Origin of the sequence: Mycobacterium sp. SMC-19, assembly GCF_045310815.1 — a bacterium.
Classification (GTDB): domain Bacteria; phylum Actinomycetota; class Actinomycetes; order Mycobacteriales; family Mycobacteriaceae; genus Mycobacterium.
Genome location: NZ_JBJIAM010000011.1, coordinates 89,342 through 115,473 on the forward strand (window position 1 = coordinate 89,342; position 26,132 = coordinate 115,473).

Consider the following 26,132-nt stretch of genomic DNA (forward strand, 5'->3'; position numbering starts at 1 on the left):
ACGCCCGATGAACCGTTCAGTTCGAGCCGCGGCCTGCTGCTCGCTGGCCCTGCTGGCAACCTTCGGCTGTAGTGCGACCACGGGTGAGATCCCCGTCGACGCCATGATGGCCAACGTGTCTTCGGCCCCCAGGACGCCCGGTGCGGCGCCCACGGACGGGCTGCCACCCGGGCGGGTCGGTGCCCTGCTCCTGTCCGACGACGATGTCAGCGCCATCGTCGGGCTGCCGATGCACGGAAACGGCAGTTGGCAGGTACCCGGCGCCGAGGTCACGTTGCGGGATCGCAACGACTGCAAGGCTCTTACGCTCTCCGGCAAAGATTTCTGGACCACGGACTACACCGCGTATCGACAGGTCTCACAGCAGGACAGTGACGACATGAACTTCTTCACCTGGCAGGGTGTGGCCGCCTACCCGAACGGGCGCAGCGCGTCGCGGGTGTTCCACCGGACGATCAACGCCGATCTGCAGGCGCGCTGCCGGACGGCGACGGTGCCCGCCGAGAGCGATGAGCATGCGGACTGGCACGTCGACTCCCTCACGGTGACCGACTCGAAGTTGTCCGTCATCGTGTCCGAACAGCGTGACCGGACGAACACCGGATGGCGCTGCGCAACACAAATTCGCTTGCAGCGCAATGTGATCCACCGTGACGGGGCGTGCCAGACCGGCAACCCGTCGACAACCACACAGCAGATAGCGGATATGACCGCGAACCGGATCGGGGGCTGACATATGAACGACGGATCGTCGAGGAGCGAGGTGATGAAGCGGGTATTGGCCGGAGTGGGCGTCGCGGGCCTGACGGCGATGGCGATGCTGGGGTGTTCGCACGGCGGCGACCAGGATGGCGAAGCCGGCCAGGCCGTCAAGCTGCCGTCGCCCGGTGACTCCACCAAGGCCCAGACCTCAGAGGCGCTGGCTCCCACCGGTGAACCCGCCGGCCGGTCCTCGATGTCCCCGGTTCCGCCGCCGCTGGTGCTGCCCGATCGGTTGCGCAACCTGTTGGTGCCCCCGGACGTGTCCGGCCCCATCGTCGGGTCACCGTTGGGTTTTGAGAAGCGCTTCGACCAGCCGGCGCCACCGGTGACGCTCGACGAGCACCCCGAGTGCGCCGTGCTGCTCGGCCCGGCCATGCCCGCCTTCGGCTTCGAGTGGACGGCCTACAAGGGCGCCCAGCAGAAGGACCGGGAAGAGAACGCCGACATCGTCGTCGGCCAGGGCGCGGGTTCCTACCCCGACGCCGACAAGGCGCGAGCCGCGTTCGCCGCGGCTTTCCCCGCCGAGCTGCGCACGTGCGACGGGGTCGCCGTGCACAACCCGCGCGATACCGACGCCAAGGTCACCTGGCAATTCCACGTCACCACCGTCGACGGCACCCGGGCGCAGTGGAGCCGGGTGCAACTGGCCGACGGCAAGCCGCTGGACTGGAGCTGCGCCTACGAGGCCGACGTCAAGAGCAACGTTCTGCTGTACACCTCGATATGCCGGCGCGGCGCCGGCGGGGCTGAGGCGGCGGCGAAGCTCGCCGAGCGGCTGATGGTCTGGATTCCGGCCACCTGAGCGGGGTCAGTGCACCCGGTCCAAGACGTGCTGGCTGAGCCGGTCCATGGTCACGGCGGCGTTGCCCCACTGGCTGCACAGCACCTCGACCATGAAGTTGGCCCCGACCGCGACGAGGACCGCAGAGGTGAACCCCATATTCGCGCCGTTGTAGCGAGCCGAGAGCAGCCAGGAGGCCACTGTCGTGTCCGGGCTCAGTTCGACGTGCACCAGGTCCATGGTGACGCCCGCGTCGACGTCGGTCCCAGCCATCCGTGCATTGAGGCAGCGGTCGACCGCCGGCCGGTTGTAGGTGTTGGTGAACGCCTCGCCCGCTTCGGCCACCGAAGGGAAGGTCGTCACGGCCACGATCGCGGCTGCTTCGTGTGCGCGGTTCTCCCACCGCTGTGCCCGGTGAGACGCGTAATTGTTTCCGACTACCTCAGTGGTGCCCACCTCGTAGAACGCCCGGCAGTCATCGCGCTGTCGCAGACGTTCCGGCTGCGACGGCACCATGCCCACCGGGCCCGTGTTGGACATCGGCATCCCGGCGAAGGCGCTGACCTCGTCGTCGGACGGGATCAACATCGCGACCTGGCCCGGCTGCACCCAGTCGCCGTCGGCGGCCGCCGGCGCCGGCCTCGGCAGCGCGCCCAGCGCGGCAAGGACGATTGCCGATATCACGAACCATCTGCCGTGACTCACCATGGCGGTGAGCCTAATCGGACTCGATGAGCAACCCGCCGATTTCACTCCGGCGGTCCGCCTCCGGTAACCTAGCCCGGTTGCCGACGCAGGCGACCCTCCTGCCGTGGATACCTCCACGGCCGCACTACGACCATAGGAGGTGATGAGGTTCCCATGCGTCCATACGAAATCATGGTCATCCTTGACCCCACTCTCGACGAGCGCACCGTCGCCCCGTCCCTGGAGACGTTCCTGAACGTCATCCGCAAAGACGGCGGTTCGGTCGACAAGGTCGACATATGGGGCAAGCGCCGCCTGGCTTACGAGATCGCCAAGCATGCCGAAGGCATCTACGCGGTTATCGACGTCAAGGCCGCTCCCGCCACGGTGTCCGAGCTTGACCGTCAGCTCAGCCTGAACGAGTCGGTGCTCCGCACCAAGGTGATGCGCACCGACAAGTCGTAGCCGACTGTCGCAGCCGTTGCGTAGGCTCATGCTGCGAATGCAGCATCAAGTGCTGACACCGATCCTAGGAGGGCCCCGTGGCTGTAGGTGACACCACGATCACCATCGTTGGAAACCTGACCGCGGATCCCGATCTGCGGTTCACCCCCTCGGGGGCGGCGGTCGCCAACTTCACGGTGGCGTCCACTCCGCGGGTTTTCGACAGGCAGAGCAACGAGTGGAAGGACGGCGACGCGCTGTTCCTTCGGTGCAACATCTGGCGCGAGGCCGCCGAGAATGTGGCCGAGAGCCTCACCCGCGGATCGCGGGTGATCGTCACCGGGCGGCTGCGGCAGCGGTCCTTCGAGACCCGCGAGGGCGAGAAGCGCACCGTTTACGAGGTGGAGGTCGATGAGGTCGGCCCCTCGTTGCGGTATGCCACCGCCAAGATCAACAAGGTCAGCCGCGGCGGCGGCGGAGGCGGTTTCGGTGGGGGCGGCGGCATGTCGGCCCCGGCGAGTCCCTCCGGACCGCCCGCGGAAGACCCGTGGGGCAGTGCTCCGGCGTCCGGCTCCTTCGGTGGCGCCGACGACGAGCCGCCCTTTTAGACCAACGAACCACAGCACGAAAGAGATAGGTAGATGGCCAAATCCAACAAGCGGCGTCCGGCTCCTGAGAAGCCGATCAAGGCTCGCAAGTGCGCATTCTGCTCCAACAAGAAGCAGGTGATCGACTACAAGGACACCTCGCTGCTGCGCACCTACATCAGTGAGCGGGGCAAGATCCGCGCCCGTCGTGTGACCGGCAACTGCGTTCAGCACCAGCGCGACGTCGCGCTCGCGGTGAAGAACGCCCGCGAGGTCGCGTTGCTGCCCTTCACCTCGTCGGCGCGCTAGCCGACTACTCAATCTTGGAGAAAGTACGAAACGATGAAGCTCATTTTGACCGCTGAGGTGGACCACCTCGGAGCGGCCGGAGACACCGTCGAGGTCAAGGACGGATACGGCCGCAACTTCTTGCTCCCGCGGGGGCTGGCCATCGTCGCCACGCGCGGCGCGCAGAAGCAGGCCGACGACATCCGCCGGGCCCGCGAGACCAAGCAGGTGCGCGACCTGGACCACGCCAAGGAGCTCAAGGAAGCTCTGCAGGCGCTGGGCACCGTCACGCTGCCGGTGAAGACCTCCGGCGACTCGGGCAAGCTGTTCGGCTCGGTGACCGCCGCTGACGTGGTCGCCGCGATCAAGAAGGCCGGCGGGCCCAACCTCGACCGGCGGATCGTGCGGCTGCCCAAGGCCCACATCAAGGGTGTCGGCAGCCACGCGGTGTCGGTGCACCTGCACCCCGACGTGAACGTCGACGTCACTCTCGACGTCGCCGCGGCAAACTAAGCACGTATCTCAGCAGCCCCGGTAGCGCTCTGATCGGCGCCGCCGGGGCTTTGCTGTGTTCGGATGGGGGCCGGGTCGGTTAGTGCTGGCTAACTTCTAGGGAACGCCCGGACGTGTGGGTCGTTCACCTTGTTGTGGAATCGCGTCTACCTGCCTGCAAAGCAACACGCCCAAGGCGGCAACCTAGGACGACACGCCGATGAGATTGTCTTCCACAATGAAAACACCCCGCGTTACCACTCTGACCTGGGGGGACGTCCGTGGGTGGAAGAACAATCCACAAGTCTTCCCCACCGTCCCAAACAAATGGGGGACCGGTGTGCACACTTAATCCACACCTTTGTGAACAAGCTCGTTTTGTACGGCCGCCAGCAACGCCTACCGTCAACGCGGCACGGCACAACGGGGGTGTCGGTGCCACCGGATATGTTCGGGCCAACCAACGTCGAACGGTCGTTCGATTGTGCCAGTGGACGAGGAGGGGCGCATGGCAGTAGTCGACGACCGTGGTCACTCTGAGCTCGAGGAGCCACCACGCGAGGACGTCGGCCGCCAACCGCCCCAAGACATGGCTGCAGAGCAGTCGGTGCTCGGGGGCATGCTGCTGAGCAAGGACGCCATCGCCGACGTGCTGGAGCGGCTGCGGCCCGCTGATTTCTACCGTCCGGTGCACCAGAACATTTACGACGCGATCCTGGACCTCTACGGCCGCGGTGAGCCGGCCGACGCGGTGACGGTGGCCGCCGAACTCGACCGCCGCGGCCTGCTGCGCCGGGTGGGCGGCGCCCCGTACCTGCACACGCTGATCTCCACGGTGCCCACCGCGGCCAACGCCGGCTACTACGCCACGATCGTCGCCGAGAAAGCCATCCTGCGCCGGCTGGTGGAGGCCGGTACCCGGGTGGTGCAGTACGGCTACGCGGGCGCAGAGGGCGCCGACGTCGCCGAGATCGTGGACCGGGCCCAGGCCGAGATCTACGAGGTCGCCGAGCGGCGCAGCTCCGAGGACTTCGTCCCGCTGGAAGACCTGCTGCAGCCCACCATGGACGAGATCGACGCGATCGCTTCGCACGGCGGTATCGCGCGCGGTGTGCCGACCGGCTTCACCGACCTCGACGAGGTGACCAACGGGCTGCACCCGGGGCAGATGATCATCATTGCGGCGCGGCCCGGTATGGGGAAATCCACGCTGGCGTTGGACTTCATGCGGTCGTGCTCGATCAAGAACCGGATGGCCAGCGTCATCTTTTCGCTGGAAATGAGCAAGTCCGAGATCGTCATGCGATTGCTGTCCGCTGAAGCCAAGATCAAACTCGGCGACATGCGCTCGGGGCGGATGACCGACGACGACTGGACCCGGCTGGCGCGGCGGATGAGCGAGATCAGCGAGGCGCCGCTCTACATCGACGATTCGCCGAACCTGACCATGATGGAGATCCGCGCCAAAGCCCGCCGGCTCAAGCAGAAGGCGGACCTGCGCCTCGTGGCGGTCGACTACATGCAGCTGATGACCTCCGGCAAGAAGGTCGAGTCACGCCAGCAGGAGGTGTCGGAATTCTCCCGGAACCTCAAGCTACTGGCCAAGGAGCTCGAGGTGCCGGTGATCGCGCTGAGCCAGCTCAACCGTGGTCCCGAGCAGCGCACCGACAAGAAGCCGATGCTGGCAGATCTCCGCGAAAGTGGAAGTTTGGAGCAAGATGCGGACATGGTTATACTTCTGCACCGGCCCGATGCCTTCGAGCGTGACGACCCCCGCGGCGGCGAGGCGGACTTGATTCTGGCCAAGCACCGTAACGGGCCGACGAAGACGGTGACGGTGGCGCACCAGCTGCACTTGTCGCGGTTTACGAATATGGCGCACTAGCGGGACGGCGGCGGTGACAGGTGTTGGCGACGGTTACGCCTGCCCCAAGCTCGGCCGGTAATCAGCCGCCTCGGACTCGGCAGCAAGCAACGCACCCAGCTCACCCTCCTGCTGGGCGACAAACACACCGATCACCTGCCGGCATACCTCCGGCACGCTCACCCCACGTATATCCGCAATACGTTTCAACCCGAACAGCATTGACGTAGACACATGAAACTGAACAGCGAACTGACCGCAAGAACCATCCTCAGGCGGCAACCCCGGACCCACCACCACAGGTTCATCAGCCTCGTACTGGTCCACCTCAGCACCCCGAGCTCGCTCGACAACCCCACGCCGATCGCCGCCACCAACGCCGCTGGCCGGATCCCGGAACTCTTCATGACTGAACAAACCCATTCCGCCTACGCTAGACCCCGCAGAATCTCACGCAGCCTCACGCGCAGCGCCGGCTTCAATTACGCGACCCTCAAGCCAGAACAAGGGCGGACGGCGCGCGGGCGTAAATGATCGATCTGGAGAGCCTGTCGGCGCTATTGGCTAAGCCGGACCCGGACTAATTTTCTCTCGACGTGGCACGCGGTTGCGTCGCTTCGTGGGGCGACGGTATGGCCACCTCAATGGCCTGGGACGGCAGCACAGCCTTTGGGCAGCCGGCGATAGGTTCGGTGCACATCACTCGGCCGGTCAGGATCGCCTAATTCTGCAGCGGCGCAACCGCCGCAACTGGCGCATGCCCGCGGCCGCCAACTATCTCCAGGGCTGGGCGCGAAACCTTCCTCGAGCCGGGCGCGAACATCCTCGGTGTCGAGGTGCGTGCCAATCGCCACACGGTGGCTGGCCGCGGCCCCGGCATGTCGGTGTGAATCACCGCAGCTCCGGCATAAGGAGTCGAGGCCAAGCCGTGAACCGGTCCGAACTGACAGATGGCTGCAGACCGCACTCCCTCGCTAACCTCGATACGTGCCAGAGTCAACGACCCCCCCACCTGCACGAGGGCGTCCTCGCGAAGATCGATCCAGCTCTGAAGGCGGCGATTCCCCCAGCCCGATCGTTCTCGATGTGGAGGGCTCCGGTGTCCAACCGCCGGTCACCCCGCGGGTGCGTCGGCTGTTCTGGCTACTGGAGCGAATCGCGCCTGCCATCGGGTCGCGCTGGGCGCTGGAGCTGTGGTGCACCCCACCGGTCCTCGAGTCCAGCCTGCGCATGCCGCCCGGCGTCCCACCCGGTGAGCCGCTAGAAGCGCACTGGGACGGGCACCGGATCGTCGGCGAGTCCTGGGGCGAGGGGCCGCCCGTCTACCTGGTGCACGGCTGGGGCGGGCGTCGCCCACACCTGGGCATGTTCATCAAACCCCTCGTCGAATCCGGGCACCGGGTCATCGCGTTCGACCTGCCCAGCCACAACGAGTCAGAGCCGGGCGTACTCGCACCCGGTCGCACCACCGCCATCGAGTGCGCCGAAGCCGTGGCCGCCATGATCCGGACCCACGGGCCGGCCCGCGCGGTCGTCGCCCACTCCCTCGGGGCCAACGCGACCGCATTCGCGGCGTCGTGGGGCGCCACGGTCGGACGGTTGGTGTTCCTCGCGCCGATGGGCGAGTTCCCGATCTACCTGGATCTGTTCGCCGCGCGCCACAACTTCGGCCGCCGGATACGCGCCGGCCTGCATCGGCGTCTGGAACGCCGCATCGGCATGCCGCTCGAGGACACCAACATGGTCCGGATCGCCGAGCGCACCGACTACCCGCCGCTGCTGCTCATCCACGACCCCGATGACCCCGACACGCCCTATGCGACGAGCGAGAAGGTCGTTGCGTCATGGCCGGGCGCGCGCTTGATGACGACGGCGGGCCTCGGCCGGTTGGCGCATTTCCGCATCTTGAGGCATCGCCCCGCGATTCGTGCGGGCATCGACTTCATCGGCCCCGCAGCGGAGTGAAAAACCCTGGTTGTACGGCCGCGACCTAAATGCTGTACTGCCGCAATCGCTGCAACCGTCGCATGCCCGCGGCGGACACCTTCTCCCCGGCGGGCCGCAGTGCCTCTTCGATCCGGGCGCGAACGTCCGCGGTATCGAGGTGCGTGCCTATCGCGACGAGGTGGCTGGCCCCTGAACTCGCAGCCGCGGTCACCACGTGCACCGACGTGCCGACGACGTTGACCAGGTAGTGACGCTTGCCGATCGCGACCGTGCCCTTCATCCGGTAGACCCCATGCGGCGGCTGTTCGAGCAGGTCGATGAGCGGTCCCGGGTCAACGGCGCCGTCGCCGACGACGGTCACCGAGTCCGCATGCACGTGATCGTGGTGCTCGCCGGCGTCGTCGAGGAGCAGCTCCCGAAACGACATCTGCCCGGACTCGCCGCCGTCGCTGATGTCGTAGAGCAACCGGGGATCCACCCGTCCGGCCATCGCCCCCACCACGTGAGCGTGGGGATTGAGTTCGCGCACACGGGCTTCCACCCGAGCAAGGGCCTCTTCACGGGCGTCTTCGGCGATCCGATCCAACTTGTTGACCACGACCAGGGAGGCCACGCCGTAGCGCTGCGGCGGGGCCGACTCGGTGTCGACCGTGTCGAAGTGTTCCGCTGCGTCGATGACGTCGACGACACCGCCGTGACGTATTCGCTCCACCCCGCTGAACCGAATCACGCGCGATACATCCGCGGGTTCGGCCACCCCGCTCGCCTCGATGATGATCGCGTCGAGCGCCAGCTTCGGGTCGGCCAGCTTCTCCAGGGCTTCGTCCAGTCCGCCCTCATCCGGCAGATGGCAGATGCACCCACCGGCGATCGACACCGGTTCGTCGACTTGGCCGGTGACCAGGCCGGCGTCGACGTTCAGTTCGCCGAAGTCGTTGATAATGACCCCGATTCGCGCGCCCGGCGCCCGCAGCACATGGTTGAGCAGAGTGGTCTTGCCCGCCCCGAGGTACCCCGTCAGGGCGATGACGGGGATAGCGGGCGTGTTGCGGTCGGCCACCCGGCCATTATCGGCACTACCCGGGCCGGGGCGTCACCACGGGGTAGAAGTCGGTCCGTCAGCTGCCGTACAGATGCAGCGCCCGGCCGGTCACGGTGGCCACGTCGCCGCTGAGCCCGGCGATGGGCGGACCGCCGCGCTGATGGATCACGTTGGCGAGCACGATCACGTAGGTGTCCGACCCCGGGTCGATCCACAGGGTCACTCCGGTGAACCCGGTGTGACCGAAGCTGCCGATCGGAAAGATCATCCCGCGCGGCCGGGAGTGCGGCGTATCGATATCCCAGCCCAGACCGCGGAGATCCTGCCCGCTGATCGCCGGATAGTTCACCGCGAGCAGGGGATCGGCCCTATTGGGCGAGGCTGCATTCGCCTGTTGCGCAGCGGCATTCGCGGCCACGACCTGGGAGGCGTCGTGTCCGGGTTGCTGGGGTGTCGTCATCAACTCCAGGGTGGATTGCCGCAACGGAAACGGGCTCGGGCGCCCGGCAAGCCGATCGAGTAGGGCCTGGGCGAACCTGCCGATATCGCCGGCGGTCGAGAACACCCCGGCGCTGCCGGCCACCCCTCCGATGCGGCGTGCCGTCGGATCCTGCACCGTGCCGCGCAGCAGTTGGTCGAAGTCGGGGTTGATCCCGGGGGTGTCTTCGTCATGTGCCGTCGGCGCGATCCGGGCCAACAGGTCGGTGCTCCAGCTGCCTGCCGGACACTCGCCGTCCGGGGATTGGCCCGGGTCCAATGCGATGGCAGTACCGCGGACCTGGTGGGGACCACAGGCTTTGGTGGCGGGCAGGTAGCGGGTGTCGGTCATGCCCAGCGGCGCAAAGACGTTGTCCTGCACGTAGGTATCCAACGGCTGGCCGGTCAGGGTCTCGACCAGCACGCCCAGGATGATGAAACCGATGTCCGAGTAGTGGAATAGCTCGCCGGGGCCGAACTCCAGCGGTGCGGTCAGCGCCCGATGAACACCACCGGCCTTGTCGGCCTCGGTCAGGCCCCACGGACCCTGGTGGCTCAGATCGCCGCCGATGCCCGAGGTGTGGGTGAGCAGCATGCGTAACGTCACCTGGGCGCGTCGGGGGTCGTTGGTCTCGTTGAACTCCGGCAGGTAGGTCTGGACGGGTTCGTCGATTCCGACCCGGCCCTGTTCGTACAGTTGCAGGACCGCGACGGTCGTCGCGAGGCACTTCGTCAACGACGCGATGTCGAAGATCGTGTCCTCGGTCATCGGCTCGGCCGGTGAGGGCGCGCCGTCGAGCCCCGGTTCGTCCGCGAGTTTGCGCGCGCCGAAGGCCTGGCTGAAGGCGATCGTGCCGGCGTGACCGATCCGGACCACCGCACCCGGTAGCCGGGGCACCGCGATCGCGTCGTTGATCAATGTGGAGACCGGCGCGATCAGCTCCTCGCGAGGTAAGTAGGGCGCTTCCGGGCGAGGGAGGACGGGCACTGTGGTGGACGGGGCAGCCAGGGGCGGCGCTGGCATGGGCCGCGGATGGCCACACGACGGAACCGCCGCAAGTACCAGCGCGACGGTTCCCACGGCGCGGGCCCGGGTGATGCGTGATGCTGACACCGTCACAGTTCGACGGTAGTCATCGCGGGTTGGGGGGCGGGGAGGCCACCGCCCATCTCGTCTGAGCGATTCGAATCACGACCGCAAAACAAGACAGGGGTGCGAGGCGGAAGTCACTAGACAACCGCAGCTATGAAGAAGAGGCATGAGGAGGCGCAATGGAAGATCAGAAGCACGTCGACTTGCTGCGGTCCGGGGTCGCCTCGTGGAACGCCTGGCGAGACGCCCATCCTGACGTGAACCCCAACCTGATCGGCGCCGATCTTGCCGGCGTGGATCTGCGCGGGGCAAACCTGGCGCGCGCCATGCTTGCCCGCGCCGACCTCGGCGGGGCCCAACTGGCGAAAGCCACGATGCGCTCGGCCCACCTTCTCGTGGCCAACCTTCGGGGCGCGGACCTTGAGGGCGCGGACCTTACGCATGCGGATCTGTTCGGTTGCGTTCTGGAGGGGACGAACCTACGAGCAGCGAACCTGGTCGGCGCGCGGGGATCACGCGCGCAGCTGAGTGGCTGTGATCTCGCCGGGAAGGACCTCGAGGGGGCCTCCTTCTCCGAGGCGAACCTTACGGGCGCTGACCTCCGTGGCACGAATCTGCGTGAGGCCAACCTATCTGGGGCCGACCTGCGGGGGGCGAAGCTGGCCGGGGCACGTTTGAAGCGAACGGATCTGTCCGAGGCAAACCTGTCCGAGGTTGACCTCAGCAAGGCGGAGTTCGGCAGCCACACGTCGTTCGCCGGAGCCGACCTGCACGCGGCCAAATTCTGGGAGGCCAACCTGTTGGGGGTGGACTTCGCCGGCGCGGATCTCCGCGGCGCGTACTTCGGCGGCGCCCTGTCGTGGGAGGTGAACTTCGCCGGGGCGAACCTGTCCGGTGCCTTCGTGGACAAGGCGCATCTCGAAGGCGCGGACCTGCGGGGCGCGCAGCTGGTGGGCGCAAACCTTGCCGGTAGCTACCTGAGGGGGGCGGACCTGTCCGGCGCGGACTTGTCGGGTGCGAACCTCGAAGGGGCACAACTGGTCAAGGTGAATATTGACGGGACCCGGCTGACGGCGTGCCGCGTCTATGGCGTGTCGGCATGGGATGTGCGCGGTGCGCCGAAAGACCAGACCGGGCTCATCATCATGCCCGAATCGGACGTCAGCATCACCGTGGACGACCTGGAGTTGGCGCAATTCCTCTACCTGCTGCTTGATCGCGCGAAAGTCCGCAATGCGATCGACTCCCTCACATGCAAGACCGTTCTCATCTTGGGGCGCTTCACATCCGAGCGGAAGGCGATTCTCGATGCGCTCGCCGGCGAGGTGCGCAGGAACAATCTCCTGCCCATCATCTTCGACTTCGACCGACCCGCATCCCGCGGCGTGACCGAGACCATCAAGACGCTGGCCGGGTTGAGCTTCTTCGTCATCGCCGACATCACGAACCCGAAGTCATCGCCACTAGAGCTGCAAGCGACGGTCCCGGATTACCAGGTACCGTTCGTTGCGATCATCCAGCAGGGCGAAACGCCGTTCTCCGTGTTCACCGATCTGGCGAATCAATACGATTGGGTCCTTCAACCGGTCTTCGCCTACAGCTCCGAGGCGGAGTTGCTGCGAAACTTCAAGGTGGCGGTGCTGGATCGCGTCTGGAAGAAACATCGAGAGTTGGCGGAACGAAAGGCACGCGCCATCCAGTCCGTCTCGATTGAGGAGTTCTGCAAGTCAGCTGGATCAGGAGGTGAACCCGACGACGGTGCACAGCCACCGTCTGGCAAGCCGGGGTGACTCTTCCATGGTCTTGGCGACGCCGGGTGAAACACGTTGGTGCTCAGCCCAACGACCGCGGCTCCCAGACGGGTTTGCCGTCGCGGCCCGCCTTTCGTGCCAAGTGGTGATTGCGACCTCGAAGTAGCCGAAGTTGCAACACCGATTCAGTCCAGAACGTCCGGCGTGCGGAGGACGTCCACGTCGAGTGGAACAGCTTCTTGGTCGCCGCCAACGCATCGGGTGACCGCTCGGCGAGTTGTGCTGCCAAATCCTGGGCGGCGCCAACGGGATCGTCGGCAACCGAGGTCACCAGTCCGTACTCGAGGGCGTCGGCACCCGAGAACACTTCTGCCGTCATGGTCAGGCGTTTGGCTACGTCCAGGGGAAGCAGCTCGCGCAGCGTGACGGCGCCGGTCATGTCGGGGATCAGGCCCCACTTGGCCTCCATGATCGAAAGCTTGCAGTCCGGCGTCGTGATCCGGAAGTCGGCAGCCAACGCCAACTGCAGTCCTCCGCCGTAGCAATGGCCGTGCAGCGCAGCGATCACCGGAACCGGCAGCTCGCGCCAGCCCCAGCAAGCCTGCTGAAACAGGTTGGTCTTCTGCCAGGGCAATTTGCCGAAGTTGCGCACGCCGGCCAGCCCGGACAGCTTGGCTCCGGCGAAGTCCAGCCCGGTGCAGAACGCCCGGCCGTCGCCGCGCAGGATCACCACGCGTATCGAGCGGTCACGGGCCAGCTGATCGGGGACTGACGCCAGTGCCTGCAGCATCGGCAGGTCAAGGCTGTTCATCTTGTCGGCTCGATCCAGTGTCACGTGGGCGATGCCGTCGATGACCTCAACGCGGATGCGTTCCTGTTCCATCGCAACAGAATAGAACCAGCATCTGGGGACGTTTTGAGCGTTAGACCTCCGGCGGGAACCAGAAGTCGAGGGTGTCCTCGACGCCGCCCCAGTCGATGCCCAGCCAGTCACCGAAGAAGTCCTCGATGTTGCCGAAGACGCTGTAGAAGGACGCCACCAGCGAGTAGAACAGGCCCTCCCACCAGCCGCTGTCGATCAGTCCGTGGGGCCACGCGTTGAGCCAGGCACCGAACTGGTCGAAGTCGCCGGAGATATTGATGTCGGTCAGCATGCCGTCGATGGTCGCGGCGTGGTTGGCCACCTGGTCGGGGGTGAGCCCCAGGTACATCATGTGCTCGTAGAGGATCCCCAACGCGGAGGTGGAGTTGGGGTCGGCGACCGGGTCGCCGGGGATCGTGTACACCGTCGTCGTGAACGCGTCGGTCGGGGTGTGGACGCCGGACAACAGGCCGGTGTCGAAGAAGTCGCCGGACGAGGAGCCTCCGCCGAGATCCGGTATCGCGGCGCCGGAGCCCACCGGGTTGCCGATGAACACGAAGTGCAGCAGCGACGGGTCGACGCCCTCGTGGGCCAGCTGGGCCATCGCGATCGAACCGGCGGTCGCGCCCTGCGACCAGCCGAACACCCACAGTGGGTGCTCGGCGTCGTAGCCGTCCGGGTTGGCGGCGAGCTGGGCGTGCACCTCGCGCACGATCTCGGCCGCCCCGACGAAGCTGCTGTGGCCCTGCTGAACCAGGGCGGGGGTGGACAGCAATAGCAGCGGCGCGTCACATCCCGCGGAGCCGACCACGCACGCGCCCGCGTCGTCGTCGAGGTCGAAGCCCAGCGGCCGCAGGAAGAGATCGGCCGCGGTCTGGGCGAATGTCGCAGACGGTGTCGACAAGATCGTCGGGCCGACGAAGATCGCGGTATCGGCCAGCAGGCTCACATCGACATGCGTGGCGTGCGCCACGGGAGCGGACAGCACACTGCCCGCCACCGTGCTGGCGACCGCGATCGGCGCCAAGGCCTTGGTCAGCGTCATGGGGCGCCCTTTCGTCACTGGCTTGCCACCTTTCCCAATCATTTGCGAAGCGAGATGTTTCAAACCGTCGGGAACCAGTAGTCCAGGGTTTCCTCGACCCCGCCCCAGTCCAGGCCCATCCAGTCGCCGAAGAAGTCTTCGAGCTTGCCGAAGGCGCTGTAGACAAACGCCACGGCCGAGTAGAACAGGCCGTCCCACCAGCTGCTGTCGGCCAGCCCGTGGCCCCACGCATTGAGCCAGGCACCGAACTGGTCGAAGTCGGTAGAGATGTTGATGGTGGTGAGCAGGTCGTCGGTGGTGGCTGTGTGGTTGGCCACCTGATCGGGGGTGAGCCCCAGATACATCATGTGCTCGTAGAAATCGCCATACGGCGACGTGGAGGTGTAGTCGGCGTTGGGGTCACCGGGGATCGTGTAGATCGTGGTCGGGAAGGCGTCGCTCGGGGTCTCCTTGCCGTACAGCATCCAGCTGTCGGAGAAGTTGCTGTGCGCCGAGCCGTCGTCCTCCATGTGCGGATATTTGCCATCCGGGGCGGTCGGGTCTCCGATGAACACGAAGTGCAGCAGTTCGGGGTCGACGCCGTCGTGGGCCAGCTGGGCCATCGCGATCGAGCCGGCCGTGGCGCCCTGGGAGTAGCCGAAAATCCACAACGGGTGCTCGGCGTCGTAGGCGCCCGGGTTGGCGGCGAGCTCGGCCTGGACAGTCCGAACGATCTCGGCCGCACCGGCGAAGCTGCTGTGGCCGACTTGGATGAGGCCCGGGGTGCTCAGTAGTTGCAGCGGCGCGTCACACGTGCCCGAACCGATCAGGCACGCCGTCGGGTCGTCGCCACCATCGAAGCCCAACGGCCGCAGGAACAGATCGGCAGCGGTCCGGGCGAATGTGGCAGACGGCGTCGACAGGATCGTCGGGCCGACGAAGATCGCGGTGTCGGCCAGCAGGTCGACGTCGGCGTGCAGGTCGACGCCTGCATGCGCCGCGTGCACCATCGGTGCGGCGAGCACACCGCCTGCCACCATGCCGGTGATCGCGATCGGCGCGACGAGCTTGGTCAGCATCGCGGGGCTGTCCTTCACCACGGGCATGCCGCCTTTCCGAATCATTCGTGCACGACAGATCCCGACAGCCATAGCTAAAAATCACACGAGTAAATCGAAAGTTAAACCTGAGGGCGATCATGGCAGGGGCGTTCGGCGCAAGTCAATGGAAGTGCCGCCTGGCCGAACGTGTAGGCAAACGGCATTCTCCTGGAGTGGTATGCCGATTGACGCGTCTACGGCGCGACTGCCACTATTGGCTCTTCAGGATTTCTTCCCTATCTCATACATAAGCCTTAGGAGCCTCGGGCATGAACGCAACCAAGGTTTTCGCGCCGCTTGCTGCCGCAAGCGTGATCGCAGCCGGCGTCGTCGGAACCCCCGTCGTCCACACGGCGCACGCGCTACAGGTAGCCCTGCTGTCGGACACCGCGATCTTCATCGGCGGCACCATGATGCCCACCCCGTCGGCAACATTTGCCCAGACCGCGGCCGATCTGTTCCTGCAGCCGCTGGGCTTCGACGCGGGCGACGACGCGGCGGTGTGCGTGATCGGGGCCGGCGACTGCGACGGCCCGCTGCGAGTGCTGACCACCCCGCAGCTCTTCCTGCAGGGCTACAGCAGTTTCGCCGGTGCGTCCGAGATCGTGCGGGCGGTGCACGCCGAGCTCAACGCAAACCCGGGCACCTACGACGCCGACAACCCACTCTGGATTTTTGGCTATTCGCAGGGCGCCACGGCCAGTTCGATCGCGATGGCGCAGCTGGCCCACGACGGCGTCGACCCCGAGGCGCTGCACTTCGTGTTCATCGGCGATCCGTCGGGTGCCAACGGCACATGGCCGCACACCCTGGGCGAGTTGTCGCTGTCCAACGATTCCTCACTGTTGTTCGGCAACCAGACGCCGAACGACGCGTTCACCACCACCATCTACACGTTCCCCGGTGACCCCGTGGCCGACCACACCGCGCCCTCCATGCTCGGCTTGTTCTGGGAGCACGTCATGTATCTGGGGCTGACCCCGGAGCAGGTCGCCGACCACGTCGCGACCGCCGACGGCCTGATCACCAATATCGACCTCTCCGGTGACATTGACCAGTTCACCGCCTGGGTCAACGCCATGGGCAACGGGCTGGCCGAAAGCGGGGTGTGGGACGCACTGTTCAATTCGCTCGTGCAGTTCGTCTACAACGCCTTCGGGAAGTTCGAGGAGTTCTTCACCGACTGGATGGGCATCGACTGGGGCGGCGTCGAGGACACCCTCGACTACTGGTTCCCGCTGGTCTGATCTCAGCCGGGCCCGACAGGCGCCCTTGACAACCTACAACCAAACGGTTGTACGATTGCCGGGTGATCACGCTCGACGACGACAGGGTCGACGCCCTGTTCCACGCACTTGCCGACCGCACCCGGCGTGACATCATGCGCCGGGTCCTGGCCGGCGAGCACTCCGTTTCAGAGCTCGCCTTGAAGTACGAGATGAGCTTCGCGGCGGTGCAGAAGCACGTCTCGGTGCTGGAGAAGTCCGGCCTGCTCACCAAGCGCCGCAGCGGCCGTGAGCAGTTGGCCAGCGGCGACGTCGCAGCGGTGCGGTCGGTGGCATCCATGCTCACCGAGTTGGAGCAGGTGTGGCGCGGTCGCATCGCACGTATCGACGAACTCATCTCGTCCGACGACACCTAGGAGGTCGCACCATGCCCGTGATCGACGTACAACACGACATCGACGCCCTGACCTTGACCATCACCGCCGACTTCGCCGCGCCGGTGCGGCGAATCTGGCAGGTCTACGCCGACCCGCGTCAGCTGGAGAAGGTCTGGGGGCCACCGACATTCCCCGCAACCATGGTCGACCACGACCTCACGCCCGGCGGCCGCACGAACTACTTCATGACCGGCCCGGACGGCGAGAAGTACGCCGGATACTGGCAGATCGTCGCCGTCGACGAGCCGTGGAGCTTCACCTTCGACGACGGCTTCGCCGATCTGGACTTCAATCCGGATCCCGGGATGCCGACCTCCAGAAACATCTATACCTTCGCCGAGCACGCCGGCGGAACCCGCGCGAGGTACGTGAGTACGTTCGCGTCCGCCGCAGACCTGCAGAAGGTGTTGGACATGGGCGTGATCGAGGGCTCCACCTCGGCGCTGAACCAGATCGACACCTTGGTCGCCTCCTGAATCGCGTTTGACCAGGAGCTCGAGCGGCAATTCCAGCTGTTCGGGCGGCTACAGCCGGCCGCAAGGACCGCAAGGACCCAGCCATGGCCTTCGACCTCACGCCGACCACGGCACAGCACGACCTGGCCCGCCGCGCCCATCAGTTCGCCGAATCGGTCATTCGGCCGGTCGCGCTCGACTACGACCAGCGCCAGGACTTCCCGTGGCCGGTGCTCGAGGAGGCCGCCGCGCAGGGCTTCTACAGCCCACTGTTCTACCGCGACCTGATCGGCGACTCGACAGGCTTATCGCTGCCGATGTTCATGGAAGAACTGTTCTGGGGCTGTGCCGGAATCGGACTGGCGATCGTGATGCCGGCGCTGGCACTGTCGGCGATCGGGCAGGCCGCCACCGCCGAACAGATGCTGCAATGGGCACCGGAATGCTTTGGCACACCAGGTGATCTCAAGCTCGCGGCGCTGGCGATCTCCGAGCCCGAAGGCGGTAGCGACGTCCGCAACCTGCGCACCACCGCCCGCCGCGACGGCGACGACTGGATCATCGACGGCCACAAGATGTGGATCGGCAACGGCGGCATCGCGAACGTGCATGTGGTCAACGCCGTCGTCGACCCGGACCTGGGCCACCGTGGACAGGCCCTGTTCATCGTCCCCGGTGGCACCCCCGGGTTGGAGTTGGTCCGCAAACTCGACAAGCTGGGCTGCCGGGCTTCCCACACCGCCGAACTGCGCTTCGAGCGCGTGCGCATCCCGTCCGAGAATCTGCTCGGCGGGCAGGAAAAGCTCGAGCACAAACTCGCCAAGGCCCGCGAAATACTGGCCGGCGCGCCGTCAACCGGCTCCGCGACACTGGGGACCTTCGAGCAGACCCGGCCGATGGTCGCCGCACAGGCCATCGGCATTGCCCGCGCCGCACTGGAATACGCGACCGACTACGCCACCCGCCGGGAGGCCTTCGGCGGCCCGATCATCGACAACCAGGGCATTGCTTTCCCGCTCGCGGAGGTGGCCACCGCGATCGACGCCGCACGGCTGCTGACCTGGCGGGCATCCTGGATGGCGGCCAACGGAATCGGATTCAATCGCGGCGAGGGATCGATGGCCAAGCTGGCCGCCAGCGAAGTCGCGGTGCGGGTCACCGAACGAGCCGTGCAGACGCTGGGCGGCTGGGGCTATATCACCGACCATCCGGTGGAGAAGTGGTACCGAGACGCCAAGCTGTACACCATCTTCGAAGGCACCAGCGAGATCCAACGGATGGTGATCGCGCAGGCGCTGGGCGCGGCGGTCGGTACCCCGCCGCTGCACGTGGAGATCGAGCCATCCGGCGGGCCGTTGAACCGGATGTTCGGTCGCGGCACGCCGCTGCGTACCCGGGCCGCCGCCGGCGCGCTGGCGATGCAGGACCGCATCCCGGCGCCGGTGCTGCGGGCCGCCATGAAAGTTCTGCGCCCGCCGAGATGACGGATCAGGTCGTCACCGCTAACCCGAGGGCATGGGCCGAAACACCTGTAATGCGCGGTAGCACGCAGTGAATTCCGCTTCCGTGCAAGAGGTGTCGACTTCTCCGTCGTGGGCGATCGGCACCGGCCCGTCGACTGCGGTGAACTGGAATTGCGGGACCCGCAGTTCGTGGTAGAGCCGGCTGCGCTGCAGCCGCCCGGTCAGCAGCGCCGCCAAGATTCGCAGCGTGGACCACGGCCGGCCGGTTTCCAGGATCCGCACGTCCAACAGCCCGTCATCCATCCGGTTCCGCACGGCCGGCGCGAAGCCGTCGGGCTGATACACCGAATTGCCGAGGAAGAACAGCGACGTCTGCAGGGTCTTGTTGTCGTAGCAGATGCGCACCGGCTGTTCGCGACGCAGCGTCATCAGCATGGCGTAGGCGCTGGCCACCGGCTTGCCGAGCTTGCCCTGCAAGCGTTCTCGACGCCGGACGAACGTCGGGTAGGCACCGATGCTTGCCGTATTGATCACGGTGGTCTCGTCGTTGAATCGCACTACGTCTACCCGCGACAGGCTGCCCTCGGCGATGGCCCGGATGGTCTTCGCGGTGGTGTCGCAGCCGATGTCCTTGGCGAAGTGGTTCAGCGTGCCGCCCGGGAACACCGCTAGCGGCAGTTTGCGTTCCAGCGCCACGTGCGCCGCCGTCGCGACCGACCCGTCGCCGCCGGCGATCGCGAGCACCTCGGCGGTATCTGCGGCGCGGCGCAACGATTCGGCCAGGTCGTCGTCAGGGCCGACTTCGACGACGGTGACTGCAGGCAGTGCCTGACGCACCTGCGCGGCGACGTCGCCCGCGCGCCCGTCGCCAGACTCGGGATTGACCACCAACGCCACGCCGGCACCGTCGGGACGTGCGGGGGAGGGGACCTGCAGGGCTGCACTGTGCGGCGCCGGTGGAGAGGCTATGGGCGGCACCAGCTTTGCCCCGACCACCGCGATCGACGCACCGATGCCCAGCCCGGCGAGTACGTCCCCGGGATAGTGCACGCCGGTGGCGACCCGGGACAGACCCACCAGGCCGGCCAGCCCCGCGACGGGCAGCCCCAGCAGGGGATTCTCCAGGCCGACCCCGGCGGCGAACGCCGCCGCGCTCGCGGAGTGGCCGGACGGCAGCGAGTTCGACAGCGGCAGCCGGCGGGCGCGGCGTAGCAGGGGCACCAGCGCGATGTTGGGGCGCGCGCGAGGCCGGATCCGTTTGATCACCTGGTTGGTCACCAGACTGGTCAGGGCCAGGCTGGCCACTCCCCGTGCGGCGGCGCGCTGTGTCGCCGGGCCGCCCGTCGCGGCCATGGCGGCTGCGAGCGCCAGCCACAGTTTGGAATGGTCGGCGGCACGGGTCAGTACCGGCATGGTGGTGTCGAGCAGTCGGCTGGGCGAGTGTGCGATCGCCTCGAACACCTCCGCGTCGAGCTGGCCGAGGCCCTCGGTGACCTGACGTAGTCCGGAACGGCGGCGCGGCAGGGGCGCCATCGGTAGTTGACCCACGGCAGTGATTCCTCCGTCCACCGGCGCCGCCGCCGGCGCCGAATGGCAGCCCTATACCCGTTTCACGGTGGGGAGACTCCCCGCCGCCGCGGTCCATGAGAAACTCTCATCGTTTTCTCCGGTTCATGCGCAGGGCCCCTCGGCGCGAGCGCTCACAGCACCGGTGATCGAGAGGAACCGACTGTGAACGAGCGACCTGGCGCAGTACTGGACCAGCAGACCGGCGCGGGCGCCGGCCCGGGCCTGGGGTGGCGGCCCACCACCGCAGCGGCCGCGTTCGCCCCGGACGACATCGCCGACATCATCGGCTATGTACGCCACCCCGTTCACGTGGTGCGCGAAACGGCCACCGGGATGCTGGGCCTGGCCCTGGGCGGTGAGTTCGTCGGCGCCGGCGAATCGGATTTGTCCCTGGTAGGAACACTGCCTGCGATCTACCCCGAGTGGCTGGGGGACCGCGAATTCTGCGAGGCGCACGGCGTTCGATTCCCCTATGTCACCGGAGCGATGGCCAACGGCATCGCGACGCCGGCGTTGGTCATCGCGATGGCCGAGGCCGGCATGATGGGCTTCTTCGGCGCGGGCGGGCTCTCCTACGAGGCGGTGGAGCGGGGGCTGGACGAGATCCAGACCGCGTTGGCCGGCCGGCCCGGGCTCGCCTGGGGAGCCAACCTGATCCACTCACCCAACGAGGTCTCCCTCGAGACCCGCGTCGCCGAGCTGTTCATCGCGCGCGGTGTTCCGGTGGTCGAGGCTTCGGCGTTCATGAAGCTGACGCCGGCGGTGGTGCACTACGCACTGGCGGGGCTGGACACCGATGCGGCCGGCAACATCGTGCGCCGCAACCACGTGATGGCCAAGGTGTCGCGGCCCGAGGTGGCACGGATGTTCATGGAACCGGCGCCGGCGGCGTTGGTGTCCGCCTTGGTGGCGGCCGGAAAGCTGACCGAGCGCGAAGCCGAGCTGTCTCGGTATGTGCCGGTGGCCGAGGACATCACCGTCGAATCCGACAGCGGCGGGCACACCGATAACCGCCCGCTGCCGGCGCTGTTCTCCGAAATCGTCATGCTGCGTGACTCGCTGGCCCAGCAGCACCAGTTGAACTGCCGGGTGCGGGTGGGTGCGGCGGGTGGTCTCGGTGCGCCGCAGGCGGTCGCCGGCGCCTTCGCGATGGGCGCGGCCTACGTGCTGACCGGGACCGTCAACCAGGCCTGCGTGGAGTCGGGGCTTTCGGCGCCCGGGCGCGCCATGCTCGCTAAGGCCGGCATCGCGGACGTGATGATGGCTCCCGCCTCGGACATGTTCGAAATGGGCGTCAACCTGCAGGTACTCAAGCGGGGAACGATGTTCGCCCCGCGCGGCAAGAAGCTCTACGAGTGGTACGCAGGCAACCCCGACCTGGCCAGCGTGGTCGCCAAGCACGGCCCCGAGCTGGAGAAGATCCTGGGCACCACCGTCGCCGAGGTATGGGCGGACACCCAGCGGTACTGGCAGCAGCGTGACCCGGCGGTGCTCGAGCTCGCCTCCAGGGATCCGAAATACCAGATGGCACTGGTGTTCCGCTGGTATCTGGGGCAGTCGAGCCGCTGGGCCATCAGCGGCATCCCCGAGCGAGTCTTGGACTACCAGATCTGGTGCGGTCCGGCCATGGGCGCATTCAACAGCTGGGTGGCAGGCAGCCACCTGGAGTCGTGCGAGAACCGCCAGGCCGTCCAGGTGGCGCTTAACTTGCTCGAAGGTGCCGCCCACGTGACCCGCGCCAGTGCGGCCCGCTCTTGCGGGGTGCCGGTTCCGGCCAAGGCGTTCGCCTACCGCCCGCGGCCGCTGGCTGTCTGACGCGGTCGTCAAATGCGCCCGCTCGGCGCGTTCTAGCTGTTCAGCAGCTCATCAACGTGACATTGTGGCGGATGACTGTAACGCATGCGGGGGTGTGAGCCGGGCATCTTCGGTGTGTGATGGCTGCAACACTCTGATATGGTCCCGGCAGCGTCTGGCCATCGGGATGATCAGCGGACCCCCAGCTGCAACTCACCGTCTCTGATGGCGAAACTTAGGCTTTCGATGCTTTGTGTCAAGGCCGCTCTTAAGGAGACCTGTGGTAGCCAAACATCCACCTGTCGCAGTGGTCGGTGTCAGCGCGCTGTTTCCCGGGTCTGAAGAAGCCGAGCGATTCTGGCGCAACATCGTCGAGGGTGCGGACCTGTTCTCCGACGTACCGGAGTCGCACTGGCGGATCGACGACTACTACGACGCAGATCCTCGCACGCCCGACAAGGTATACGCCCGTCGCGGCGGATTCTTGCCCACCATCGACTTCTCGCCGATGGATTTCGGCATTCCGCCGAACGTGGTGCCCGCGACCGACACCGCCCAGTTGTTGGCGCTGCGGGTCGCGCAGCAAGTACTGGAGGACTACGCCGGCGGCGACATCTCCGGCATCGACCGCGAACGGGTCAGCGTGGTGCTGGGTTCGTCCGGTGGCACCGAGATGTCCGGCTACATGAGCGGTCGGCTGCACCGGCCGACCTGGGAACGCGGCCTGCGCGCAGCAGGACTCTCCGACACCGAGCTGACCGCCTTCAGCGAGAGCGTGGCGTCGGGCTACACCCCCTGGCAGGAGAACACCTTCCCGGGCCTGCTTGGCAACGTCATCGCCGGACGTATCGCCAACCGTTTCGATCTTGGCGGAACGAACTGCGTCGTCGACGCCGCGTGCGCCAGTTCGCTGGCCGCCATTGAGATCGCGCTGCACGAGCTGTACCTGCGCGAGGCCGACATGGTGATCGCGGGGGGCGTCGATGCCTTCAACGACATCTTCATGTTCATGTGCTTCGCCAAGGTCACCGCGCTGTCGCGCACCGGCGACTGCCGCCCGTTCTCCGACCAGTCGGACGGGACCATGCTGGGCGAAGGCCTGTCGATGCTGGCGCTCAAGCGCCTCGACGACGCCGAGCGAGACGGCGACCGGATCTACGCCGTGATCCGCGGCATCGGCACCTCCTCGGATGGCCGGGCCAAGAGCATCTACGCCCCCAGCCCGGATGGTCAGGCCAAGGCCCTGCGCCGCGCCTATGAGGCCGCCGGCTACGGACCGGAGACGGTCGGGCTCGTCGAAGCCCATGGCACCGGCACCAAGGCCGGCGACGTCGCCGAATTCACCGCCCTGCGCCGGGTCTTCGACGAGTCGGGCCGGGCGGACCGTCAATGGTGTGCCGTCGGCTCGGTCAAGTCCCAGGTCGGACACACCAAGGGGGCTGCGGGAGCCTGCGGCCTGTTCAAGACCGTGATGGCGCTGCACCACAAGGTCCTCCCGCCGACTATCAAGATCGACCGGCCCAACCCCGGACTCGAGATCGAATCGTCGCCGTTCTACCTGTCGACACAGACCAAGCCGTGGATCGCCGACCAGAACGTGCCGCGGCGGGCGGCGGTCAGCGCGTTCGGCTTCGGCGGTACGAACTTCCACATCACGCTCGAGGAGTACGCCGGCGCCGGGAAGCACGCGCCGCGCTACCGGTCCTGGGACTCCGAGCTGGTGGTCCTCGGCGCGGACTCCGCGGCAGCGCTGTCTGCGCAGGCCGGGGAACTGGCCGCCTCGTTGATCGACTCGCCGGACATGCTCGGCTACCTGGCACACAGCACGCAGTCGGCGTATGACGCCACCCGTCCGCACCGCCTCGCCATCGTCGCCAGCAGCGTCGAGAGCCTGCGCACGATGCTCGGGGAAGCCGCCGCGAAGCTCCAAACGCCCAGCGGGGAAACGTCATTCAGCTCACCCAAGGGCTACTACTACTCCTGCCAGCAGGCCGGGCCGGTCGCGCTGCTGTTTCCCGGGCAGGGCAGTCAATACGTCGGCATGGGTGCCGACATCCCGCAGCTGTACGAACCGGCTTTGGCGCCTTGGGAGCTCGCGCGCGCGGACCTGCTCAACGCGGACCGCGACCTGCACGACGTCGTCTGGCCCAAGACGGCGTTCACCGAGGAAGACCGGACCGCGCAGGCCGCCGAGCTGACCAAGACCGAATGGGCGCAGCCGGGCATCGGCGCGCACAGCCTCAGCCTGCTGTCGGTGGTCCGCTCATTGGGCATCGCGCCGGTCGCCGTCGGCGGTCACAGCTTCGGCGAGGTCAGTGCCCTGTGTGCCGCGGGGGTGATCAGTGACGACGTCGCACTGCTCATCGCCCGCGCGCGCGGTGCGCTGATGGCCCAGGCCGCCGCCAGCAGCGACGGAGCGATGTGCGCGGTGACCGCCCCCGCCGAAGAGGTCCGCAGACTTCTCGGCGAGTGGGGCCTGTCGGTGGTCATCGCGAACCACAACGCCCCCAACCAGGTTGTGCTTTCGGGCGACAGTGCGGCCATTGCCGATGCCGCGCAGCGTTTCAGCGCAACGGGAATGAATGCGCGGCTCCTCGACGTCGCCACCGCCTTCCACTCCGAGATCGTCAGCTCCGCGGCGGCCCCGTTCGCCTCGTACCTGGCGGGCATTCCGTTCGGTGTGCCGCAGGTGCCCGTCTACGCCAACGCGACGGCTCAGCCGTACGTCGGTGGCGCCGACCAGATGCAGGCCACGCTGGCCAACCAGATCGCTCAGCCGGTGCGGTTCGTCGAGCAGGTGCAGGCGATGTGGTCCGCCGGCGCCCGAACGTTCGTCGAGGTGGGCCCCGGCAGTGTGCTCACCAACCTCGTCGGCAAATGCCTGACCGGCCAGGACCACGTCGCGGTCTCCCTGGATGCCAAGGGCAGAAACGGAATTCGATCGCTGTGGATGGGGCTGGCCCAACTCGTGGCCGCCGGCGTCCCGATGAACTTCGAAGCCCTGTGGGCCGACTACCGCCAGGGTGACGATCCGCGAACCCGTCCGGCGCCCAAGTTGACGATGAAGCTCAACGGCACCAACTTCGGCCGACCCGACATCAACGACGAGCCGGTGCAGCGGCCCTCGGAAGAATTTGCGAAATCCGAAGAATTTGCGAAATCCGAAAAATCCGTGAAATCCACCCCCCGCAGTGACCACAACGGCCACGCGACCGTATCGGAGCCCACTATGACAGCAGCTCATCCGCCCGTTCCCGCGGCGAACGGGTGGCCGGCACATGTCCCGACGCACGTCCCGGTCCCGGTCCAGGCCGCCGCGGTTCCGATGGTGACCTCGCCGCTGATGTCGGGTCCCGGAGCCGAGATGGTGACGCACATGGTCGGCGCGCTGGGCAGCATGCAGCAGACCATCGCCCACCTGCAGGGCCTGCTGCAGACCCTGGTCTCCAGCACCGGGATGACGCCGATGCCGGTCAACCAGCTGGCCTTCCCCACCGCGACCACGGTGGTGCCGGCTCAGCCGGTGGCCGCCTATGGCGTCGCGGCTCCTCCGGCCCCGCCGGCGTTCGCCCCGCCGCCCGCGCCGGCCATGCCCGCGCCGCCTGCGGCTCCGGCAGCCCCGATCAGCGTCCCGCCAGCGCCGGCACCTGCACCTGCACCCGCGGCGCCTGCGCCGGTGGCTGCGGCTGCGCCGGTCGTCACGATGCCGGCACCGCCCGCGCCGGCTCCGGTTGTTGTCGCACCGGCTGGGGTGGCCGTTGCGCCGGCGCCGGCTGCGGTGGCTGTTGCTCCTGCGGCGGCGGGTGGGGATTTGGTCGGGGACATGTTGGCGGTGGTTGCTGACAAGACCGGTTATCCGGTGGAGATGCTGGATTTGTCGATGGCGCTTGAGGCCGATCTGGGGATCGATTCGATCAAGCGGGTGGAGATTTTGTCGGCGGTGCAGGATCGGGTTCCATCGTTGCCTGAGGTGGAGACGGCGACGAT

General features: G+C 67.0%; 23 protein-coding genes. 15 read left to right on the top strand and 8 right to left on the bottom strand.

Annotated features, from left to right (window positions below; all coding sequences use genetic code 11):
• Positions 1-7 precede the first annotated feature (7 nt).
• Entirely contained in the window at positions 8-733 is a 726-nt protein-coding gene (locus ACJH5R_RS20290) for a sensor domain-containing protein (protein ID WP_406782703.1), read from the top strand.
• 33 nt (positions 734-766) lie between these two features.
• Positions 767-1,564 (top strand): sensor domain-containing protein, encoded by a 798-nt coding sequence (locus tag ACJH5R_RS20295; protein WP_406782704.1) that lies wholly within the window; start codon positions 767-769, stop codon positions 1,562-1,564.
• 6 nt (positions 1,565-1,570) lie between these two features.
• Here the strand turns inward: ACJH5R_RS20295 and ACJH5R_RS20300 are convergent, their stop codons facing one another.
• Positions 1,571-2,251 (bottom strand): sensor domain-containing protein, encoded by a 681-nt coding sequence (locus tag ACJH5R_RS20300; RefSeq protein ID WP_406759528.1) that lies wholly within the window; start codon positions 2,249-2,251, stop codon positions 1,571-1,573.
• Between the two features lie 153 nt (positions 2,252-2,404).
• On the opposite strand from ACJH5R_RS20300, the gene rpsF reads away from it, so the two are divergent.
• The 5 genes from rpsF to dnaB all read left to right on the top strand — a co-directional run bounded on the left by rpsF (position 2,405) and on the right by dnaB (position 5,926).
• The gene (gene rpsF, locus ACJH5R_RS20305; protein ID WP_406759529.1) at positions 2,405-2,695 is read left to right on the top strand and encodes a 30S ribosomal protein S6; all 291 of its coding nucleotides are present in this window, start codon (positions 2,405-2,407) and stop codon (positions 2,693-2,695) included.
• Between the two features lie 77 nt (positions 2,696-2,772).
• Complete coding sequence (locus tag ACJH5R_RS20310; protein ID WP_406759530.1) at positions 2,773-3,282, top strand: single-stranded DNA-binding protein; 510 nt, start codon at positions 2,773-2,775, stop codon at positions 3,280-3,282.
• A gap of 33 nt (positions 3,283-3,315) precedes the next feature.
• Positions 3,316-3,570: a 30S ribosomal protein S18 gene (gene rpsR, locus ACJH5R_RS20315; protein ID WP_024442719.1), complete on the top strand. Its 255-nt coding sequence runs from the start codon at positions 3,316-3,318 to the stop codon at positions 3,568-3,570.
• A gap of 33 nt (positions 3,571-3,603) precedes the next feature.
• On the top strand, positions 3,604-4,062 hold the full coding sequence (gene rplI, locus ACJH5R_RS20320) for a 50S ribosomal protein L9 (protein ID WP_406759531.1): 459 nt from the start codon (positions 3,604-3,606) through the stop codon (positions 4,060-4,062).
• A gap of 487 nt (positions 4,063-4,549) precedes the next feature.
• On the top strand, positions 4,550-5,926 hold the full coding sequence (dnaB, locus tag ACJH5R_RS20325; RefSeq protein ID WP_406759532.1) for a replicative DNA helicase: 1,377 nt from the start codon (positions 4,550-4,552) through the stop codon (positions 5,924-5,926).
• Positions 5,927-5,959: 33 nt separating this feature from the next.
• On the opposite strand, the gene ACJH5R_RS20330 is transcribed toward dnaB, so the two are convergent.
• Positions 5,960-6,328 (bottom strand): hypothetical protein, encoded by a 369-nt coding sequence (locus tag ACJH5R_RS20330; protein WP_406759533.1) that lies wholly within the window; start codon positions 6,326-6,328, stop codon positions 5,960-5,962.
• 651 nt (positions 6,329-6,979) lie between these two features.
• On the opposite strand from ACJH5R_RS20330, the gene ACJH5R_RS20335 reads away from it, so the two are divergent.
• Positions 6,980-7,870, top strand: coding sequence for an alpha/beta fold hydrolase (locus ACJH5R_RS20335; protein ID WP_406759556.1), 891 nt, complete (start codon positions 6,980-6,982; stop codon positions 7,868-7,870).
• Positions 7,871-7,895: 25 nt separating this feature from the next.
• On the opposite strand, the gene ACJH5R_RS20340 is transcribed toward ACJH5R_RS20335, so the two are convergent.
• Together ACJH5R_RS20340 and ACJH5R_RS20345 are read right to left on the bottom strand one after the other, a co-directional pair.
• Positions 7,896-8,912, bottom strand: coding sequence for a CobW family GTP-binding protein (locus ACJH5R_RS20340; protein WP_406782705.1), 1,017 nt, complete (start codon positions 8,910-8,912; stop codon positions 7,896-7,898).
• A gap of 58 nt (positions 8,913-8,970) precedes the next feature.
• Positions 8,971-10,491, bottom strand: a complete 1,521-nt coding sequence (locus ACJH5R_RS20345; protein ID WP_406782706.1) for a serine hydrolase domain-containing protein — start codon at positions 10,489-10,491, stop codon at positions 8,971-8,973.
• 152 nt (positions 10,492-10,643) lie between these two features.
• Here ACJH5R_RS20345 and ACJH5R_RS20350 point away from each other — a divergent pair, with 152 nt between their 5' ends.
• Complete coding sequence (locus ACJH5R_RS20350) at positions 10,644-12,254, top strand: pentapeptide repeat-containing protein (protein ID WP_406782707.1); 1,611 nt, start codon at positions 10,644-10,646, stop codon at positions 12,252-12,254.
• A gap of 43 nt (positions 12,255-12,297) precedes the next feature.
• Here the strand turns inward: ACJH5R_RS20350 and ACJH5R_RS20355 are convergent, their stop codons facing one another.
• From ACJH5R_RS20355 to ACJH5R_RS20365, 3 genes are read right to left on the bottom strand one after another with little or no spacing between them, the layout of a single operon-like run.
• Positions 12,298-13,098 (bottom strand): crotonase/enoyl-CoA hydratase family protein, encoded by an 801-nt coding sequence (locus ACJH5R_RS20355; RefSeq protein WP_406759537.1) that lies wholly within the window; start codon positions 13,096-13,098, stop codon positions 12,298-12,300.
• Between the two features lie 40 nt (positions 13,099-13,138).
• The gene (locus tag ACJH5R_RS20360; protein ID WP_406759538.1) at positions 13,139-14,140 is read right to left on the bottom strand and encodes a PE-PPE domain-containing protein; all 1,002 of its coding nucleotides are present in this window, start codon (positions 14,138-14,140) and stop codon (positions 13,139-13,141) included.
• Positions 14,141-14,181: 41 nt separating this feature from the next.
• Complete coding sequence (locus ACJH5R_RS20365) at positions 14,182-15,207, bottom strand: PE-PPE domain-containing protein (protein WP_406759539.1); 1,026 nt, start codon at positions 15,205-15,207, stop codon at positions 14,182-14,184.
• Positions 15,208-15,470: 263 nt separating this feature from the next.
• On the opposite strand from ACJH5R_RS20365, the gene ACJH5R_RS20370 reads away from it, so the two are divergent.
• The 4 genes from ACJH5R_RS20370 (at position 15,471) to ACJH5R_RS20385 (ending at position 18,803) form a co-directional block, all read left to right on the top strand.
• Complete coding sequence (locus ACJH5R_RS20370) at positions 15,471-16,448, top strand: PE-PPE domain-containing protein (RefSeq protein ID WP_406759540.1); 978 nt, start codon at positions 15,471-15,473, stop codon at positions 16,446-16,448.
• 62 nt (positions 16,449-16,510) lie between these two features.
• The gene (locus ACJH5R_RS20375) at positions 16,511-16,843 is read left to right on the top strand and encodes an ArsR/SmtB family transcription factor (protein ID WP_406759541.1); all 333 of its coding nucleotides are present in this window, start codon (positions 16,511-16,513) and stop codon (positions 16,841-16,843) included.
• Positions 16,844-16,854: 11 nt separating this feature from the next.
• A complete protein-coding gene (locus ACJH5R_RS20380) occupies positions 16,855-17,340 on the top strand; it encodes an SRPBCC domain-containing protein (protein WP_406759542.1) in 486 nt (161 codons plus the stop codon).
• A gap of 83 nt (positions 17,341-17,423) precedes the next feature.
• Positions 17,424-18,803: an acyl-CoA dehydrogenase family protein gene (locus tag ACJH5R_RS20385; protein ID WP_406782708.1), complete on the top strand. Its 1,380-nt coding sequence runs from the start codon at positions 17,424-17,426 to the stop codon at positions 18,801-18,803.
• A gap of 18 nt (positions 18,804-18,821) precedes the next feature.
• Here the strand turns inward: ACJH5R_RS20385 and ACJH5R_RS20390 are convergent, their stop codons facing one another.
• A complete protein-coding gene (locus ACJH5R_RS20390) occupies positions 18,822-20,315 on the bottom strand; it encodes a bifunctional phosphatase PAP2/diacylglycerol kinase family protein (RefSeq protein WP_406759557.1) in 1,494 nt (497 codons plus the stop codon).
• 198 nt (positions 20,316-20,513) lie between these two features.
• Here ACJH5R_RS20390 and ACJH5R_RS20395 point away from each other — a divergent pair, with 198 nt between their 5' ends.
• Positions 20,514-22,166 carry a PfaD family polyunsaturated fatty acid/polyketide biosynthesis protein gene (locus ACJH5R_RS20395; protein ID WP_406759544.1) on the top strand — a complete coding sequence of 551 codons (1,653 nt, stop codon included), beginning with the start codon at positions 20,514-20,516 and terminating at the stop codon, positions 22,164-22,166.
• A 259-nt stretch (positions 22,167-22,425) separates the two neighbouring features.
• Positions 22,426-26,132 (top strand): beta-ketoacyl synthase N-terminal-like domain-containing protein (locus tag ACJH5R_RS20400; RefSeq protein ID WP_406782709.1); only part of this gene is annotated, 3,707 nt, incomplete at its 3' end.

Excerpts from the sequence above, each read along its gene's own strand:
- ACJH5R_RS20290 (WP_406782703.1), top strand. The coding sequence starts at position 8 with ATGAACCGTTCAGTTCGAGCCGCGGCCTGCTGCTCGCTGGCCCTGCTG.
- ACJH5R_RS20295 (WP_406782704.1), top strand. The coding sequence starts at position 767 with ATGAAGCGGGTATTGGCCGGAGTGGGCGTCGCGGGCCTGACGGCGATG.
- ACJH5R_RS20300 (WP_406759528.1), bottom strand. The coding sequence starts at position 2,251 with ATGGTGAGTCACGGCAGATGGTTCGTGATATCGGCAATCGTCCTTGCC.
- rpsF (WP_406759529.1), top strand. The coding sequence starts at position 2,405 with ATGCGTCCATACGAAATCATGGTCATCCTTGACCCCACTCTCGACGAG.
- rpsR (WP_024442719.1), top strand. The coding sequence starts at position 3,316 with ATGGCCAAATCCAACAAGCGGCGTCCGGCTCCTGAGAAGCCGATCAAG.
- rplI (WP_406759531.1), top strand. The coding sequence starts at position 3,604 with ATGAAGCTCATTTTGACCGCTGAGGTGGACCACCTCGGAGCGGCCGGA.
- dnaB (WP_406759532.1), top strand. The coding sequence starts at position 4,550 with ATGGCAGTAGTCGACGACCGTGGTCACTCTGAGCTCGAGGAGCCACCA.
- ACJH5R_RS20330 (WP_406759533.1), bottom strand. The coding sequence starts at position 6,328 with ATGGGTTTGTTCAGTCATGAAGAGTTCCGGGATCCGGCCAGCGGCGTT.
- ACJH5R_RS20350 (WP_406782707.1), top strand. The coding sequence starts at position 10,644 with ATGGAAGATCAGAAGCACGTCGACTTGCTGCGGTCCGGGGTCGCCTCG.
- ACJH5R_RS20355 (WP_406759537.1), bottom strand. The coding sequence starts at position 13,098 with ATGGAACAGGAACGCATCCGCGTTGAGGTCATCGACGGCATCGCCCAC.
- ACJH5R_RS20365 (WP_406759539.1), bottom strand. The coding sequence starts at position 15,207 with ATGCCCGTGGTGAAGGACAGCCCCGCGATGCTGACCAAGCTCGTCGCG.
- ACJH5R_RS20370 (WP_406759540.1), top strand. The coding sequence starts at position 15,471 with ATGAACGCAACCAAGGTTTTCGCGCCGCTTGCTGCCGCAAGCGTGATC.
- ACJH5R_RS20380 (WP_406759542.1), top strand. The coding sequence starts at position 16,855 with ATGCCCGTGATCGACGTACAACACGACATCGACGCCCTGACCTTGACC.
- ACJH5R_RS20385 (WP_406782708.1), top strand. The coding sequence starts at position 17,424 with ATGGCCTTCGACCTCACGCCGACCACGGCACAGCACGACCTGGCCCGC.
- ACJH5R_RS20390 (WP_406759557.1), bottom strand. The coding sequence starts at position 20,315 with ATGGCGCCCCTGCCGCGCCGCCGTTCCGGACTACGTCAGGTCACCGAG.